The following is a 15,411-nucleotide window of genomic DNA, read 5'->3' on the forward strand; positions in this document are numbered from 1 at the left end:
GTCCCCCGTGTCCATGGAATGCGCCGCCTGTGACGGCTTCCACGAGTGCGTCGGCCACAGCGATGTGCGCAACGGGCCCGGCTTCAGCGGACATCCACGTGCCGCGGTGCGGGCCACCGCGCTTGCCGTTGCCTCTGCGTGGCCTGTGCTTCGCCGCGGGGGCACGGCCATCCTGCGGCGGCGGCGCCGTGCGCGACGTCGCGCCCACGCGGGAACTCTGGTCTCGCGCCTCACGCACACGGGGCGTCGGGGGCGGCGGCCTCCAGATCGGCGATGCTGCCCGACATGATCGTCCGCACGTGCTCGGTGATGTGCTCCGCGGGCCAGTCCCACCAGGCCACGGCCAGGAGCCGGGCGATCTCCCGGGCGTCGTAGCGGGTGCGGATGAGGCCGGCCGGGTTGCCGCCGACGATGCCGTAGTCGGGTACGTCGCGGGTGACCACGGCGCCGGTGCCGATGATCGCGCCGTGTCCGATCCGTACGCCGGGCATCACCGTCGTGCCGTGGCCGAACCACACGTCGTTGCCCACGATGGTGTCCCCGCGGTGGGGCAGTCCGGTGAGCAGGTCGAAGTGTTCCGACCAGGAGCCTCCCATGGTGGGGAAGGGGAAGGTCGAGGGGCCGTCCATACGGTGGTTGGCGCCGTTCATGATGAACCGAACGCCTGTGCCCAGCGCGCAGAACTTGCCGATGATCAGCTTTTCCGGTCCGTAGTGGTAGAGCACATTGCGCGTCTCGAACGCGGTCGCGTCGTCCGGGTCGTCGTAGTAGGAGTACTCACCGACCTCGATCAGCGGGGACTTCACCAGCGGCTTGAGCAGGACCACCCGCGGCTGCTCGGGCATCGGATGGAGGACCGTGGGGTCGGCGGGCGTCGGCATGGCGGGTGATTCCTCAGCGGTTGCAGGTGGTCGGTGCACCGGCCCATGATCCCGCCACCGAGCCGTCCGCGACACCGATTTGGCGGCCGGGGCCCGGCCACGCCAGGAGGTTCGCCAGCAGTTCCGCCTGCTCGATGGCGTCGTCCAGGGCGTGGTGGGTGTGCCGGCGCCGGGACAGCAGGTGTCGTGGCATCGTGCCCTTGGCCACCGCCCGCAACGGCAGCCCGGCCTTGGTGGCGTACAGCGTCTTCATGTCGAGGCAACCGGAGTGCCCGAAGGGGCTCTCGCCGGTGAAACGGATCAGGTACCAGTACAGGAACGTCCAGTCGTACGACGCCGGATAGCCGCACATCACCGGTTGCGCGCCGACGCTCACCTCGCGCACCCATGTGCTGAACTCGGCGAGCGCGACCGCGGGTTCGGCGCCCTCGGCCGTCAGCCGGTCCCGGTCCAGGCCGCTCACCGCCAGCGCCTCCGGGACGAAGTCGGAGGAGATGGGCCGTAGTTCGCGGTAGAAGGTGTGCTCCTCCGGGTCCGCCGGCGTGAAGCCGTCGGCGTCCTGGGTGCCGGCCACGGCCGCGCCGAGGCTCAGCATCGAGTAGGGCCCCGGGATCGGCCCGTCGGCCTCGATGTCGACGGAGATGCAGCGGCTGGGCTTGACGCGTCGTGCGGTCGGTCGTGCGGGCATGGGACCGGAGCATGGCAGCCACCGGCGGCGCCCGCATCCGAATTCAGGTGCGCGGTCCGGCCTGGCAGGGGCTGAGTGCGGGCAGCCGGCCCGCGAAGTACGAGCGGGGCGGGACGCCCATCAGGGACCGGAAGTCGGACGTCATGTGCGATTGATCGAAGTAGCCGGTCGCGGCGGCGAGTTCGGACCAGCGGGCGTCCGCCGCGCGGGTGACGACCGTGCGGACGCGGTCGATACGGGCGTAGTGCTTGGGGGAGACCCCGACGCCCTCCGCGAACAGGTTCCGCAACTGCCGCTCGCTGACGGCCAGTTCGCGGGCGACGTTCCTCACCTGCACCGGTGCCCGGTCCAGCCGTACCGACAACGCGTCCACGCCCGCCCGCAGCAGCGCCGCCCGGGACGGATCCACCGCGTCGGCCAACAGGCCGGGCAGCACCTCGGCGAGGTGCGGCAGCGCCTCCCGCGGATCCAGCCACCGCAGCTCGGCCGCGAGCCGGCGGGCCGCCCCGGCCGGCAGCCCGTCCAGCGCCACCACCCGGCCGACCAGCCCGGCGGCCGGCACGCCCAGCAGGGGCAGCGCCGTACCCGGCGCGAGGCACAGCTCCACGCACGAGACGCGGGCCTTGCCCTCGTGGTACGTGGCCCGCACCCGCGGCCCGACGGCCAGCACGTCACGCCGTCCGTCCGCCGTGACCCGCAGCACCACCTTGGTCGCCGCCTCGGGCAGCCGGACGAACGTCTCCTCGGGCGGCCCGGTGAAGGACAGGGTCCGCACCCCACTGATCCAGGGGCGCAGCACCTCGGGCGCGGTCGGCGGTTGCTCGGTTGTGGTGTACGGCACGCTTCCACGGTAAGCGCCCCGCACCGCCGTTCCGGCGGGCCGGCCGTGCCGGAATTTCCAAGAGCCCGGCGCGGCGGGCGGGCCACCGTGGACGTCATGATTCTGGTGACGGGTGCCACGGGCACCATCGGGAGTGACGTCGTACGACAGCTGGCCGCGCGCGGTGAGAAGGTGCGCGCCCTCACCCGCGACCCGGCGAAGGCGCGCGTGCCCGCCGGGGTGGAGGTGGTGCGCGGGGACTACCGCGACCCGGGCTCCCTGGAAGCGGCGCTCACGGGGGTGACGGCCGCTTTCCTGCTCCGGCCGCCCGGCCCCGACGAGGGTCAGGACGCCGCGCTGGTCGCGGCGGCCGGCGCCGCGGGCGTGGGCCGGCTGGTGAAGCTGTCCGCGATCGGCACCGGCGAGGGCGCTTCCGGTCCCTCCGCGCTCTGGCACCTGAAGGGCGAGCGGGCCGTGCGGGAGAGCGGGGCCGCATGGACGGTACTGCGGCCGTCGTCGTTCGCCTCCAACACACTGAGCTGGGTCCCGGCACTCCGGGCCGGCGAGCCGGTGCCCAACCTGACCGGAGACGGGGCCTCGGGTGTGATCGACCCCCGTGACGTGGCCGCCGTCGCGGTCCGGGCCCTGGTCGAGAGCGTGCACGCGGGGCGCACGTACACCCTGACGGGGCCGGAGGCGATCAGCGTTCCCGGTCAGGCCGCCGTGCTCGCCGCGGTTCTGGGCCGCCCCGTGCCCACTCGGGACCTGTCGCCGGACGAGACCCGCGCGTTCCTTCGTACCGCCTGGGGCATGGAGGGGGATCGGGCGGACGGCGTGCTGGCCGGTGTGGCGTTCGTCCGCGACGGCGGCAACGCGGTGGTCACCGACGACGTGCCGGAGGTGCTGGGCCGGCCGGCGCGCACCTTCCGTGCCTGGGCGGAGGACAACCGGGGAATCTTCGGAGGCAGTTGAGCGATATTCCGTTGTGGGACGCGGGGCGCCGCCGTAGGGTCCCCGCATGTCCCTCCGTCTTCGCATGCGTCAAGCCCTTCCGGAAGCGATGCGCGCCCGCGACAAGGCCGCGGTGAGCGCCCTGCGCGCGACGCTCGCCGCGCTGGACAACGCGGAGGCGGTGCCGGTGGACGAAGCCGCATCGCGCGGACTGGCCCTCGAACAGTCACCGGTGGGGCCCGGCGCCACCGAGGCGGCGCGGCGTGAGCTGAGCGAGCGCGGTGTGGTGGAGATCGTGCGGGCCGAGGCCACCGAACGACTGGAAGCCGCAGCACAGTTGACGGTACCCGCGCACGCCGAGCGGGTCGCGCGGCTGCGCGCGGAGGCAGCTGTGCTGCTGCGCCTCCTCGACGGGCACGGCCCGGCGTAGAGATTTCAGTGCCCCAAATCCAGAAGTGGGAATATAGGGGGCATTTCATCAGTTGACCGGTTTGCCCGAAATGCTGGTGAACGTCCAAGAAAAGGGTCTTCGTCGTCCCCCGCTGGCCGGAATCCCCGTTGATCGGGGTGACGCAATTCACTTACGATCCGGCCTAGTGAGGGAATAGTTCCTTAACTGGCGCAACTTGCAGCGCAAATCCCCGGTCGGCACCCTTCCGCAACTATCCCGCTTAGTAAAGACGGTGATTGTCGACTTATTGATCCGCGGCTAACAATGTCCCCGCCGCAGCGCACCGCAAACGAAATGCGATGTGAATTGTCGAGGGGGATCGGCAACTGCGGGCCATGCAATCCATGGACCCAAGGACCGCACCATGCCCAGACATGCCGCCCACCGCCCGCGCCGAGCCCGTCGTCTCTCCGCCGGCAGCGCCGTCATCGCCGGCTCGTTCGCCCTGGCGTGCACGGCCACGCTCGGCTCGGCCGAGGCCGCCCAGGCCGCAGAGGCCGCTCCGGCCGTCTCGTCCACCGGCGCGACCACCTATGTCGTCCAGCCCGGCGACCACCTGGCCGCGATCGCCCGATCCCTCGACGTGCCGGGTGGCTGGCAGGCCATCGCAGCGGCCAACCACCTCGCCCGCCCCTACGTCATTTACCCGGGCCAGGTTCTGACCCTGCCCGAGGGATCTTCCACGGCCGCCAAGGCCGCATCCGCCGGGGCCGCCAAGACCGCATCCGCCGCGGCCGCCAAAACCCCGTCCGCCACCGCCGCGAAGACCGGATCTTCCACGGTCGCAAAGGCCGCGCCCGCCTCGACCAGCCAGGCGACCTACCCCGACAACCTGGACGGCTGGATCAGGCACTCGCTGGCCGTCATGGCGGCCAACGGGATCCCGGGCACGTACAACGGCATCCACCGCAACATCATGCGCGAGTCCTCCGGCAACCCGAAGGCCATCAACCTCTGGGACTCCAACGCCGCGAAGGGCACCCCGTCGAAGGGCCTCCTCCAGGTCATCGACCCGACCTTCACCGCGTACCACGTGCCGGGCACGTCGTGGGACATCTACGACCCGGTCGCCAACATCACGGCCGCGTGCAACTACGCCTACCACCGCTACGGTTCGATCGACAACGTCAACGGCCCTTACTGAGGCGACGGGCGAGCGGGGGCACGGGAACGCCAGGGCTACGCTCCGTACGGTCGCGGAGGTCGGCCGGCAACCGCCGCATCAGCTTCCCGTGCACCCCAATGGGGACGGCCGTCAGTTCGACGGGGTCCCCCTGGGTCTCCTGGGCCGCCCGGGCCACCTGGGCTGCCTCGGGGTATGGCGTGAACGGCCACCAGCCCGGCTGCGGGACGCAGCGCCGGTGTCCGGTGGCCCCCACCGTGGTGACGCCGCCGAGCAGGTCCGGGCGGTGCCGCACGGCGAGGGGGCGGGTGGTGTCGACGACGATGTCGTCCAGGCCGCCACCGGGGTGGTCGGCCTGCTCCAGGCAGTACACGAGCGGGCCGCGCTCGATCGCCACGGGGCCGTCGTACGCCTCCTCGCCGCACCGGACACGTACGTCCCGGCACCACCGCGGGATACGGAGGGACAGAGTCCAGGGCCGGTCGGCCGGGGACTCCTCGACGGTGAAGGCGAGCGTGCCGTGCCAGGGGTGGCCGGTCGCGCGGCGGACGGCGACGCCGTCGCCCAAGTAGCGGCCGGTGACGTACTGGTGGATCTGGAGACCGTCGTCGTCGGTGGTGGCGAGGTAGTGCGGCAGGGAGGCCGGCAGCCGCATGACATTGGGCGGGCAGCAGGCGCAGCGGAACCAGCGGGTGCGCCGGGCGGACTGGTCGCCGCCGGGATCGGTGTGGCCGTCACGGACCTGGAGCGGGTTGACGTACAGCCAGCGCTCGCCGTCCAGCGATACCCCGGCCAGGAAGCCGTTGTACAGGGTGCGTTCGATCAGGTCGCTGTAGCGGGCCTCGCCGGTGAGCAGGGCCATGTACCGGCTCCACTGGACGGAGGCGATGGTGGCGGCGCAGGTCTCGCCGCATCATCGTCACGGGCCGCCGCACGGACCCGCGCCTGCCGCTGACCGGTATCACGGGCCTGGAGTCGGTCCCCGTGGTCTACGCCCTCTCGCCCTCGACCGACGCCGCCGACACATCGGTCGTCACGGACGACCGGGGCGGCGCCCGGCTCGCCGTGGAGCACCTGCTGTCCACCGGGCGCACCCGCGTCGCGCACGTCACCGGGCCGGAACACCAGGCGGCGGCCCGCGACCGCGCCCGCCACGCGGTGGGACGCCTGAGCGCCGCCGGACTGTCGCCGTCCACCGGCCGGGTCCACTTCGGAGAGTGGAACGAGCCTGGGGCCGGCGCGCCGCCGACGCGGTCCTGCGCACCGCGCCCGACACCGACGCCTTCCTCTGCGGCAACGACCAGATCGCGCGCGGCGTCACCGACGCGCTGCGGGAACGCGGCGCGAGCGTGCCCGAGGACATCGCGGTCATCGGCTACGACAACTGGGACACGATGGCCCTGGCCAGCCGCCCGCCGCTCACCACGATCGACATGAACCTCGCGGAGATCGGCCGGGTGGCGGCCCTCCAACTGCTGCGGGCCATCGACGACGCCGACGCGACCCCCGGGGTGCACACCGTGCCCTGCCGACTGGTGGTACGGGAGTCGACGTGAGGGACGGGTGCTCACGGGACCCGTGAGGGCGGCGTACTCACGAACGACGCGTGAGAGGCGGTGTCCTCGGGAACGGCGAGGGCCCGCTCCTGGAGGAGGCGGGCCCGCTGGGGCCGGACGGTCAGTGGGGCAGACGTGCGAGCAGTCCCGCGAAGTCCGTCCCGGGAGGCAGCGTCCCGAAGGCGAGGCCCTGGTCGCCGGCCAGGCGGGAGGCGCAGAACGCGTCCGCGACCGCGGCCGGTGCGTGGCGTACGAGGAGGGAGCCCTGCAGGACGAGGGCCGCGCGCTCGATGACGCGGCGGGCGCGCAGTGGGGCGTCCTCGGTGAGGACCAGCTGTTCCTTCAACTCCCGCCAGGCGGCGTCGAGTCGGCGGTCCGCGCCGGACGCCGCATCGATCTCCGTGCGGAACGCCTCCAGGGACTGCGGCTCGCGGGTCAGGGCGCGCAGCATGTCGAGGGCGTTGACGTTCCCCGACCCCTCCCAGATGCCGTTGAGCGGCGCCTCGCGGTACAGGCGCGGCATCCCTGACGCCTCGTCATAACCGTTGCCGCCGAGGCACTCCAGGGCCTCGGCCACGATGGCGGGCTGGCGCTTGCACACCCAGTACTTGGAGACGGCGGTGGCCAGGCGCAGGAAGGCGCGCTCGTCGGTGTCACCGCGCTGGGCCCGGTCGGCGGCGCCGGCCAGGCGCAGGCCGAGCGTGGTCGCGGCCTCCGACTCCAGGCCCAGGTCGGCCAGGACGTTGCGCATCAGCGGCTGGTCGATCAGCTTGGCGCCGAACACCGAGCGGTGGCGGGTGTGGTGGGCGGCCTGCGCCAGGGCCTCGCGGATGTGGCCCGCCGAGCCGAGGACGCAGTCCAGGCGCGTCATCGTCACCATGTCGATGATGGTGCGCACACCCTTGCCCTCGTCGCCGACCAGCCAGGCCACGGTGTCGTCGAACTCGGGCTCGCTGGAGGCGTTCGAGCGGTTGCCGAGCTTGTCCTTCAGGCGCTGGATGCGGAAGGTGTTGCGGCTGCCGTCGGGCAGCACGCGGGGGACCAGGAAGCAGGAGAGGCCGCCGGGGGCCTGCGCCAGGACCAGGAAGAGATCGTTCATCGGGGCGCTGGTGAACCACTTGTGGCCGCGCAGCCGCCAGGTGCCGTCGGGCCGTTCGGCGGCGGTGGTGGTGTTGGCGCGTACGTCGGTGCCGCCCTGCTTCTCCGTCATGCCCATCCCGGCGAGCAGACCGCGCTTGGTGTGCGGGGCGCGCAGTCCGGGGTCGTAGACGCGGCTGGTGAGCAGCGGCTCGTACTCCTTGGCGAGTTCGGGGGAGTGGCGCAGCGCCGGGACGACGGCGTACGTCATGGAGACGGGGCACATGTGGCCCTGCTCCAGCATCGTCGCGACCATGAACGTCGCCGCGCGGGCCACGTGGGCGCCCGGCCGCTCGTCGGCCCAGGCGGAGCCGGCGGCGCCCGCGCCCACCGTGGTCCGCATCAGCGAGTGGTACGCCGGGTGGAAGTCCACCTCGTCGACGCGGTTGCCGTAGCGGTCGTGGGTGCGCAGCTCCGGCTCGAAGCGGTTGGCCTGGTCCGCCCACCGGCGGGCCTCCTCGCTGCCGACGACGCGGCCGAGGCGGTGCAGCTCGTCCACGTGCCAGGCAGCGCCCTCCCGGCGTACGCCCTCCAGCAGCACCGCGTCGTCGGCGGGGTCGTGGCCGACGAGCGGGGGCGCCTGGTTGGTGACCTCGTGGGTGCGGGCGGTGGGGTTGCTGTGCGGGGCGGGGCCGTCGGTGATGGTCATGCTCAGTCCTTCGGGTTCATCGTCGTCATCGTCGAAAACTCGGCTGAGGGCTCAGGCCGGGAGCTCGCTCGAACGCTCCGGGGCGGCGCCCGCGCAGCGCAGGGACATCGCGATCAGCTCGGCGATCAGCTGCTCGACGGAGTCGTCGTCCGGCGCGCCCAGCGGGTCGACCAGCACCTCGCCGATGGCGCCGGTCAGCGCGGCGGCGGTGACCTGTGCGTCCTGCGGCGGCAGCGCGCCCGCGGCCACCCCCTCCCGCACGACCTCGGCGAACAGCTCGCGGTAGCGGTGGCGGAACTCCAGCCGCTCCGCGCCCACGGCGGGCTCGGCCGGGGCGGCGAGCAGCGCGTACGCCAGGCCGCGCCGCTCGAAGGAGCGCCGGGCGAACACCTCGACGCCGCGGGCGAGGCGCTCCACGGGATCGCCGGGGCTGCGCAGCACCTCGCCGATCACCTCGACCTCCCGGCCGGACGCGCGCCGGAAGACCTCGACGGCCAGCGCCGCCTTGGACGGGAAGTGCTGGTACACCGAACCGGCCGCGATACCGGCCGCGGCGGCGACGGCGTTCACGGACGCCTGGGCCCAGCCCACCTCAGCCACCACGTTGGTGGCCTGCTCCACCAGATGCTCCCGGGCGCTGCTGAGGCGTTCCAGCTCGGCGGGGGTCTTGCGGTATGCCATGGAAGCAGTGAATCATCGTTCAGACCTTAGCGCCAGAGCGTCGGTGCACTGGCCAGAAACGATCATGGAGTACGGGATGCACCTCAGCGCCATGCTGGACAGCGCGGTCCGCAAGGCCCCCGGCAAGGAAGCGCTGGTCTACGGCGACCGGCGCTGGACGTACGCCCGGCTGGCGGCGGACGTGCGGCGTGCCGCGGCCGTGCTGCGCGACGCCGGCCTCGGCCCCGGCGACCGGCTCGCGGTCATGACGTACAACACGCCCGCCTTCGTCATCGCCGCCTTCGGCGCCTGGTACGCGGGAGCCACGCTGGTGCCGGTCAACCACAAGCTGCGGAGCGCGGAGGTCGCGCGGCTGCTGACCCACAGCGGCGCCACGCTCGCGCTGGCCGACGCCGGGCTCGCCGAAGTCGTACGCGGGGCGGGGACGGACATCCCGCTGCTGGTCAGCCACCCTGGCGAGCGCACGGCAGGCTCCTTCGAGGCGCTCGTGGAGGCCGCGGGGGAGTGGGAGGGCGTCCGCGGACCGGACTCCGACGTCGCCCAGATCCTGTACACCTCGGGCACCTCCGGCACCCCCAAGGGCTGCGTGCACACCCACCGCGGCATCGCCCTGACCGCCGCCTACACCGCCGCGGCCGTGCCGCTGCGGCGCGACGAGCGGTTCCTGATCTGCATGCCCATCTGGCACGCCTCCCCGCTCAACAACTGGGTCATGGGCACGGTGTTCCTCGGCGGCACGGTCGTGCTGCAGCACGAGTACGAGCCCCGCGGCATGCTCCAGGTGATCCAGGACGAGCGCGTCACCGCGGTGTTCGGGGCGCCCATCGCGTTCATCGCCCCGCCGCAGGCGGTGCCCGACTTCGCGTCGTACGACCTGACGTCCGTCCGGGCGTGGATCTACGGTGCCGGGCCCCTGGACGCGGACACCGCGCGCCGGCTGATGAAGGCGTACGGCTCGGACGACTTCCACCAGGTGTACGGGATGAGCGAGATGGGCCCGGTCGGTTCCTCGCTGTCGCCCGACGAGCAGGTGGAGAAGGCGGGTTCGATCGGGCGCGGCGGCATGCCCGGTGTCGATGTGCGGGTGGTGCGGCCCGATGGCGCGGACGCCGCCACGGGGCAGACCGGGGAGATCTGGCTGCGCTCCGACACCCGGATGGTGGGCTACCTCGACAACGAGGGGGCCACGGCTCAGGCATTCGCGGGCGACTGGTACCGCAGCGGCGACCTCGGACGGATCGACGAGGACGGCTTCGTCACGATCGTCGACCGGATGCAGGACATCATCATCACCGGCGGTGAGAACGTCGCCTCCCAGGAGGTGGAGGGCGCGTTGCGCGGTCACGAGGACGTCCTCGACGTCGCCGTGGTCGGCCGTCCGCATCCGCAGTGGGGCGAGACCGTGGTCGCCGTCGTGGTCCCGCGCGCGGGCACGGAGCCGACGCTGGAGGAGATCCGCGCCTGGCTGGAGCCCCGGATCGCCCGCTACAAGATCCCGCGCGAGCTGGTGCTGCGTCCGCAGCTGCCGCGCACGGCGTCGGGGAAGATCACCAAGCACGTGCTGCGGGCGGAGTTCGCGGGCTGAGGCCGCACGCCACCAGGAAAGGAACCACGCACAACATGAACGACCGACGTCCCCGCGCACGGCACACCAAGGGAATCGCGGCCTGCTGCGCCGCCGCAGCGCTCACGGCGCTGCTCACCGCCGCACCCCCGGCGGCGGCCGGTAACGGGACCGGCATACCCGCCGGTCCCAGAGGCACGGCCTTCTACCACCCGCCCCGCGCCCTGGCGGAGCACGGCGAGCACGGCAGCCTGATCTGGGCGCGACGCCTCACCGGCGACGCGGCCTTCGAGGACGCCGACAACTGGCGGGTGGTGTACCGCTCGGTCACGCCGCAGGGCAAGACGGTGGCCGTCTCCGGCACGGTCGCCATCCCCACGCGGAAGCCGCCCGCCGGCGGCTGGCCGGTGCTGTCCTGGCTGCACGGCACCACCGGCGTCGCCGACGCCTGCGCCCCGTCCCTGGACTCGGCCACCAGCCCGGCGCACGACTATCTGCAGGCCATGCAGCAGACCCTGGTGCCCTGGGTGCGGCGTGGCTACGCGGTGACCAAGACCGACTACCAGGGCCTGGGCACGGACGGCGCGCACAGCTATCTGATCGGCGAGGCCGAGGCGCGGGCCGCCGCCGACCTCACCCGCGCCGCGCACGAGCTCTCCGGCCGGCTGAGCGACGAGTGGGTCGCCAACGGCCACTCCCAGGGCGGCCACGCCGCCGTCTACACCGCCGAGCTCGCCGCGCGCTGGACCCCGGAGCTGCGGCTGCTCGGCGCGGTCGCCCTCGCCCCGGGCTCGCAACTGAGCACCGCCGTACCGGCGCTGCGGACCATGCCGGCCGCCGGCGTCAGCAGCTTCATCCCGCTGATCGTGCGCGGTGTCGAGACCGCGACGGACCTGACCGACGATGACCTGCTCACCCCGCGCGCCGTGGAGCTGATGGCCGACGCGGACACCGAGTGCATCGGGCAGCTGCGCGAGGCGGACTCCTGGGGCTCGCTGAAGACCGATGAGATCTTCCGCAAGGACGTCGACCTGTCGGCCTTCGACAAGGTCCTTGCCGACAACGAGCCCGGCACGCTGGCCCCGCCGGTACCGGTGCTGCTCGCGCAGGGCGGGCAGGACACGGTCATCCAGCCCGCGTGGACGGCCGCGCTGCGCCGGCAACTGGTCGCCCGGGGCGTCGACGTCACCTACCTGACGTATCCGGACGCCGACCACCGCGGAGTGCTCTCCGCCTCGCTGCCGGACGTCAGCCGGTGGGTGGACGGGCTGTTCGGCCGCGGCTGAGGAGTCTGTGTACGGCGCCGCCGCGTCCGCACGGCCGTCTCAGCCCCTCCGCACGGCCGTCTCAGCCCCTCCGCACGGCCGTCTCAGCCCCTCCGCACGGCCGTCTCCGCCCCGTCCACACGGCTTCACCCGCCGGGGCGTCCGATCCCGCCCGCCGAGGCCGTAGGACCGGCTGCCCATCAGCGGCGGGCCCTACCGCCCGCACGCCCCGAAGTGGAGGGTCGTCCCGCTCTCCCCATAGGGTCGGAGGCATGACGGTCGAGCAGGTGGGGCGGGGCAACGGGCGCGGACCCGGGCGGCCCCGGGAGGAGCGGGTCACCCGCGCGGTGCTGGACGCCGTGGTCGATCTGGTGGCGGAGCGCGGCATGAGCGCGCTGACCATGGACGCGGTGGCGGCCCGGGCCGGGGTCAGCAAGCCGGCCATGTACCGGCGCTGGTCCACCAAGCAGGACCTGATCATCGCCGCCGCTGAGTCGCGGATCGGACCGCTCACCGTGTCCGACATGGGAGACTTCCGGGCCGAGCTGCGCGCCGTGCTGACGGCGCGCATGGAGGCGTACCGGCAGCCCGGTGTCGCCCGCCTGCTGGCCGGGGTGATCGGTGCCAGCGCCGAGGCGGAGGCCGAACCCGGCGCCTACCGCGCCTACACGGCCCGGGTGATGAGCGAGACCCGGCACGTGCTCGAGCGCGGCGTCGCGCGGGGCGACGTGCGGCCGGACGCCGACGTGGGGGCCGCCGCGACGCTGGTGGCCGCGTCGCTGGTGTTCCGCATGGTCGGTGAACAGCGGATGCCGGACGAGGCGCTGGTCGAGTCCGTGGTGGACCTCATCGGCAGGGCGGTCGCCGCCCGGCCGTGACCCGCCACGCGCCACGGCGGCGCGACGCCGGCCGGACGCCCCTGCGCTGACTCCTCTCCGGCAACCCGTTACTTCGCACCGCGTGCCGTGCGGCTTCGCGCCGGCGCGCCCTTCGCCGTGCCCGCGAGACGGTCGGGCGGCCTGGAAATCCGTTGGAAACAACTGCCCTCAACCCCTTGCCCCGCCGCGAGCCAATATCGATACTGCCGGTTACGTAATCAGCGTTCGCTGCCGGGAGGAAAACCCCATGGCCGCTCTTTCGACCCCTGTCGCCCACCCCAAGCCGGTGCTGGACAAGCCCCTGATGCACTACGGAAGCCGTGTCCTGGACCGGCTCGCCCCCGGGGCGTCCCAGGCCGAGTACCGGTTGCTCGACATCACCCCCCTCACCCCGCACTTCGGCGCCGTCCTGGGCGGTGTCGACCTGAACCGGCCGATCGGCGACGACCTCGCCGAGGAGCTGCGCCAGGCGCTGCTGGAGTGGAAGGTGATCTTCTTCCGGAACCAGACCGGCTTCACCGCCGACCACCAGCTTCAGCTGGCCGGGGTCTGGGGCCCGCCGGAGCCCAACCCGTTCTTCCCCAAGACCGAGACCGTCGGCGTCTCCCGGCTCGCCAAGGACGCCAAGGCCGCCGGCAACAAGAACATCTGGCACAGCGACCACTCCTTCATGGTCAACCCGGCCCTCGGCTCGGTCCTGCGCGCCGTGGAGGTGCCCGCCGCGGGCGGGGACACGATGTGGGCGGACATGGCCGCCGCCTACGACAACCTCCCCGAGGACCTCAAGGATCGGATCGAGGGCCTCACCGCGGTCCACGACTGGGAGCCCAGCTGGGGCGCCCTGATGAACGACGAGCAGAAGGCGGCCTTCCGCAAGCAGTGGCCGCAGGTCGAGCACCCGGTCGTGGTGCGCCACCCGCGCAGCGGCCGCAAGACCCTGTACGTCAACGAGCCGTTCACCACGCGCATCAAGGGTCTGTCCGACGCGGAGAGCCGGGAACTCGTGGACATCCTCGTGCTCCAGGCCCGCATCCCCGAGTACCAGGTCCGCTTCCACTGGGAGGCCGACTCGATCGCCATCTGGGACAACATCGCCACCCAGCACTACGCGATCAACGACTACTTCCCGCAGCGGCGCGTGATGGAGCGCATCGCCATCGCCGGAGTCCCGCTGTCCTGAACCGCGCCCGTCCCGCACCACCGGCCTCCGGCCACCGGCCTCCGGTCTCCGGCCTCCGGTCTCCGGTCTCCGGTCTCCGGTCTCCGGTCTCCGGCCTCCGGCCTCCGGTCTCCGGTCTCCGGCCTCCGGCCACCGGCCCGCGGTGCGGGACGTCACCCGGCCCCGCGAGAGCACACGATGCCGCGCTCCACCCTCTCCGCCTTCCCACCCCCCTCTCCTCAGGAGGACCCATGACCGCGGCACCGACCGTGCCCCAGCAGCCCGCTGGGACCGCCGAGGCCACCGGCAGCAGCAGCGCCCGCGCCTGGACGGTGACCGCGCTGCTCGTGCTGTTCATGATGGTCAACTTCGCCGACAAGTCCGTGCTGGGTCTGGCCGCCGACGAGATCCGTGCCGACCTGCATCTGAGCGCCACCCAGTTCGGCCTCGCCAACAGCGCGTTCTTCCTGCTCTTCTCCGTCGCGGCCGTCGTCGTCGGGCTGGCCGCCGACCGGCTCTCGCCCAAGGCGCTGCTCCTGGTGATGGCCGTGCTCTGGTCCGTGGCACAGGTCCCCGCCGCGATCGGCGGAGGTCTGGCCGTGCTGGTCGTCTCACGGGTGTGCCTGGGAGCCGCGGAAGGCCCCGCGTTCCCCGTCGCCCAGCAGGCCACGCTGGCCTGGTTCCCCAACCACCGGCGCAACCTGCCCGGCGCCCTGATCACGCTCGGCGTCACCCTCGGCGTGATCGTCTCCGCTCCCGGTCTGTCCTGGGTGATCCAGCACCACGGCTGGCGGGCCGCGCTGTGGGTGCTCGCGGCCGTGGGCCTGGTGTGGGCGCTGGCATGGGCGGCACTCGGCGCGGACGGCGGGCACCGGACCGGGCCACAGGACCCCACCCGGCGGGAGGCACAGCAGACCGGGCCCCCGAGCGCTCTCCCCTACCGCAGAATCCTCGCGAGCCGCACCTGGATCGGCGTCACCCTCGCCTACTTCACCAGCTACTGGAGCGTGGCGCTGATGCTGGTCTGGCTTCCGTCCTACCTGCGCAACGCCCTCGGGTACTCGGCCGACGAGGCGGGCACCGTCGTCATCGCCCCCTGGACGATCGGCGCGGTCGCCCTGCTCGCCCAGGCCGGCATCACCGGCCGGCTGATGCGCCGCGGCGCCGGCAGCCGCCGTGCCCGCGGCTGGGTCGGCGGCTGGCTCCTCGCCCTCGGCGCCGCCTGCTGTCTGGCCGTGCCGCTCGCCGACGGCACGCCCGCCAGAACCGTCCTCGTCGCCCTCGGCTTCGGCCTCGGCGGCTCGTACGCCACCATCGCCGCGACCACGGTCGCCGAACTCGCCCCGCCGTCCCGCAGCGGCGGCGCGCTGGGCGCCATGAACGCGGTGGTGACGGCGGCGGGCCTCGCGGCGCCCGCCGTGGTCGGCGCGCTGGTCGACGCCCAGGGCGCCACCGGCTACCGCGACGCCGTATTCCTGTCCGGCCTGCTCCTGGCCGTCGGAGCCACCGCTTCCTTCCTTCTCGTCGACCCGGCACGCGACCTCGCCCGGCTGGGCCGCTGACCCGACGCGCCATCAGGCGACGTACGACCACGACCACGACCACGAA

14 protein-coding genes and 1 pseudogene are annotated in these 15,411 nt (G+C 72.9%); 9 read left to right on the forward strand and 6 right to left on the reverse strand.

All coding sequences use genetic code 11. The annotated features are described in order from the left end of the window. Window positions 1-230: 230 nt before the first annotated feature. The 3 genes from ABZ484_RS01605 to ABZ484_RS01615 are packed head-to-tail and all read right to left on the reverse strand — an operon-like array spanning window position 231 to window position 2,410. On the reverse strand, window positions 231-881 hold the full coding sequence (locus ABZ484_RS01605) for a CatB-related O-acetyltransferase (RefSeq protein ID WP_358863873.1): 651 nt from the start codon (window positions 879-881) through the stop codon (window positions 231-233). Between the two features lie 13 nt (window positions 882-894). Beyond that, window positions 895-1,569, reverse strand: coding sequence for a 3'-5' exoribonuclease (locus tag ABZ484_RS01610; RefSeq protein WP_358863874.1), 675 nt, complete (start codon window positions 1,567-1,569; stop codon window positions 895-897). A gap of 43 nt (window positions 1,570-1,612) precedes the next feature. Continuing rightward, complete coding sequence (locus tag ABZ484_RS01615; RefSeq protein ID WP_358863875.1) at window positions 1,613-2,410, reverse strand: helix-turn-helix domain-containing protein; 798 nt, start codon at window positions 2,408-2,410, stop codon at window positions 1,613-1,615. 87 nt (window positions 2,411-2,497) lie between these two features. Here ABZ484_RS01615 and ABZ484_RS01620 point away from each other — a divergent pair, with 87 nt between their 5' ends. The 3 genes from ABZ484_RS01620 to ABZ484_RS01630 all read left to right on the forward strand — a co-directional run bounded on the left by ABZ484_RS01620 (window position 2,498) and on the right by ABZ484_RS01630 (window position 4,935). Continuing rightward, window positions 2,498-3,361: an NAD(P)H-binding protein gene (locus tag ABZ484_RS01620; protein ID WP_358863876.1), complete on the forward strand. Its 864-nt coding sequence runs from the start codon at window positions 2,498-2,500 to the stop codon at window positions 3,359-3,361. An 88-nt stretch (window positions 3,362-3,449) separates the two neighbouring features. Next, complete coding sequence (locus ABZ484_RS01625; protein ID WP_358863955.1) at window positions 3,450-3,770, forward strand: hypothetical protein; 321 nt, start codon at window positions 3,450-3,452, stop codon at window positions 3,768-3,770. Window positions 3,771-4,155: 385 nt separating this feature from the next. Beyond that, entirely contained in the window at window positions 4,156-4,935 is a 780-nt protein-coding gene (locus tag ABZ484_RS01630) for a LysM peptidoglycan-binding domain-containing protein (RefSeq protein ID WP_358863877.1), read from the forward strand. On the opposite strand, the pseudogene ABZ484_RS01635 reads toward ABZ484_RS01630, so the two are convergent. Continuing rightward, window positions 4,919-5,821: pseudogene (locus ABZ484_RS01635) on the reverse strand (beta-L-arabinofuranosidase domain-containing protein); the annotation flags it as partial. The gene ABZ484_RS01630 and the pseudogene ABZ484_RS01635 sit on opposite strands and share 17 nt — an antisense overlap. A gap of 310 nt (window positions 5,822-6,131) precedes the next feature. On the opposite strand from ABZ484_RS01635, the gene ABZ484_RS01640 reads away from it, so the two are divergent. After that, window positions 6,132-6,470, forward strand: coding sequence for a substrate-binding domain-containing protein (locus ABZ484_RS01640; RefSeq protein ID WP_358863878.1), 339 nt, complete (start codon window positions 6,132-6,134; stop codon window positions 6,468-6,470). 121 nt (window positions 6,471-6,591) lie between these two features. Here ABZ484_RS01640 and ABZ484_RS01645 read toward each other — a convergent pair whose 3' ends face one another. Both ABZ484_RS01645 and ABZ484_RS01650 read right to left on the reverse strand, forming a co-directional pair. Beyond that, the gene (locus ABZ484_RS01645) at window positions 6,592-8,256 is read right to left on the reverse strand and encodes an acyl-CoA dehydrogenase family protein (protein WP_358863879.1); all 1,665 of its coding nucleotides are present in this window, start codon (window positions 8,254-8,256) and stop codon (window positions 6,592-6,594) included. A 51-nt stretch (window positions 8,257-8,307) separates the two neighbouring features. Next, window positions 8,308-8,937: a TetR family transcriptional regulator gene (locus ABZ484_RS01650; RefSeq protein ID WP_358863880.1), complete on the reverse strand. Its 630-nt coding sequence runs from the start codon at window positions 8,935-8,937 to the stop codon at window positions 8,308-8,310. Between the two features lie 76 nt (window positions 8,938-9,013). Here ABZ484_RS01650 and ABZ484_RS01655 point away from each other — a divergent pair, with 76 nt between their 5' ends. The 5 genes from ABZ484_RS01655 (at window position 9,014) to ABZ484_RS01675 (ending at window position 15,365) form a co-directional block, all read left to right on the forward strand. Then, on the forward strand, window positions 9,014-10,522 hold the full coding sequence (locus ABZ484_RS01655; protein ID WP_358863881.1) for an AMP-binding protein: 1,509 nt from the start codon (window positions 9,014-9,016) through the stop codon (window positions 10,520-10,522). A gap of 35 nt (window positions 10,523-10,557) precedes the next feature. Beyond that, window positions 10,558-11,787, forward strand: coding sequence for a lipase family protein (locus tag ABZ484_RS01660; protein WP_358863882.1), 1,230 nt, complete (start codon window positions 10,558-10,560; stop codon window positions 11,785-11,787). 251 nt (window positions 11,788-12,038) lie between these two features. Beyond that, window positions 12,039-12,644 (forward strand): TetR/AcrR family transcriptional regulator, encoded by a 606-nt coding sequence (locus tag ABZ484_RS01665; protein ID WP_358863883.1) that lies wholly within the window; start codon window positions 12,039-12,041, stop codon window positions 12,642-12,644. Window positions 12,645-12,891: 247 nt separating this feature from the next. Further along, window positions 12,892-13,824 (forward strand): TauD/TfdA family dioxygenase, encoded by a 933-nt coding sequence (locus ABZ484_RS01670; protein ID WP_358863884.1) that lies wholly within the window; start codon window positions 12,892-12,894, stop codon window positions 13,822-13,824. Window positions 13,825-14,054: 230 nt separating this feature from the next. After that, window positions 14,055-15,365, forward strand: coding sequence for an MFS transporter (locus tag ABZ484_RS01675; RefSeq protein WP_358863885.1), 1,311 nt, complete (start codon window positions 14,055-14,057; stop codon window positions 15,363-15,365). The last annotated feature ends 46 nt before the right edge of the window (window positions 15,366-15,411 follow it).

Source organism: Streptomyces sp. NPDC006393 (assembly GCF_040628575.1).
GTDB lineage: Bacteria > Actinomycetota > Actinomycetes > Streptomycetales > Streptomycetaceae > Streptomyces.

Bases quoted from the DNA above. Each gene is read 5' to 3' on its own strand.
- ABZ484_RS01605 (WP_358863873.1), bottom strand. From the start codon at position 881: ATGCCGACGCCCGCCGACCCCACGGTCCTCCATCCGATGCCCGAGCAG.
- ABZ484_RS01630 (WP_358863877.1), top strand. From the start codon at position 4,156: ATGCCCAGACATGCCGCCCACCGCCCGCGCCGAGCCCGTCGTCTCTCC.
- ABZ484_RS01650 (WP_358863880.1), bottom strand. From the start codon at position 8,937: ATGGCATACCGCAAGACCCCCGCCGAGCTGGAACGCCTCAGCAGCGCC.
- ABZ484_RS01645 (WP_358863879.1), bottom strand. From the start codon at position 8,256: ATGACCATCACCGACGGCCCCGCCCCGCACAGCAACCCCACCGCCCGC.
- ABZ484_RS01670 (WP_358863884.1), top strand. From the start codon at position 12,892: ATGGCCGCTCTTTCGACCCCTGTCGCCCACCCCAAGCCGGTGCTGGAC.
- ABZ484_RS01675 (WP_358863885.1), top strand. From the start codon at position 14,055: ATGACCGCGGCACCGACCGTGCCCCAGCAGCCCGCTGGGACCGCCGAG.
- ABZ484_RS01610 (WP_358863874.1), bottom strand. From the start codon at position 1,569: ATGCCCGCACGACCGACCGCACGACGCGTCAAGCCCAGCCGCTGCATC.
- ABZ484_RS01665 (WP_358863883.1), top strand. From the start codon at position 12,039: ATGACGGTCGAGCAGGTGGGGCGGGGCAACGGGCGCGGACCCGGGCGG.
- ABZ484_RS01625 (WP_358863955.1), top strand. From the start codon at position 3,450: ATGCGCGCCCGCGACAAGGCCGCGGTGAGCGCCCTGCGCGCGACGCTC.
- ABZ484_RS01655 (WP_358863881.1), top strand. From the start codon at position 9,014: ATGCACCTCAGCGCCATGCTGGACAGCGCGGTCCGCAAGGCCCCCGGC.
- ABZ484_RS01660 (WP_358863882.1), top strand. From the start codon at position 10,558: ATGAACGACCGACGTCCCCGCGCACGGCACACCAAGGGAATCGCGGCC.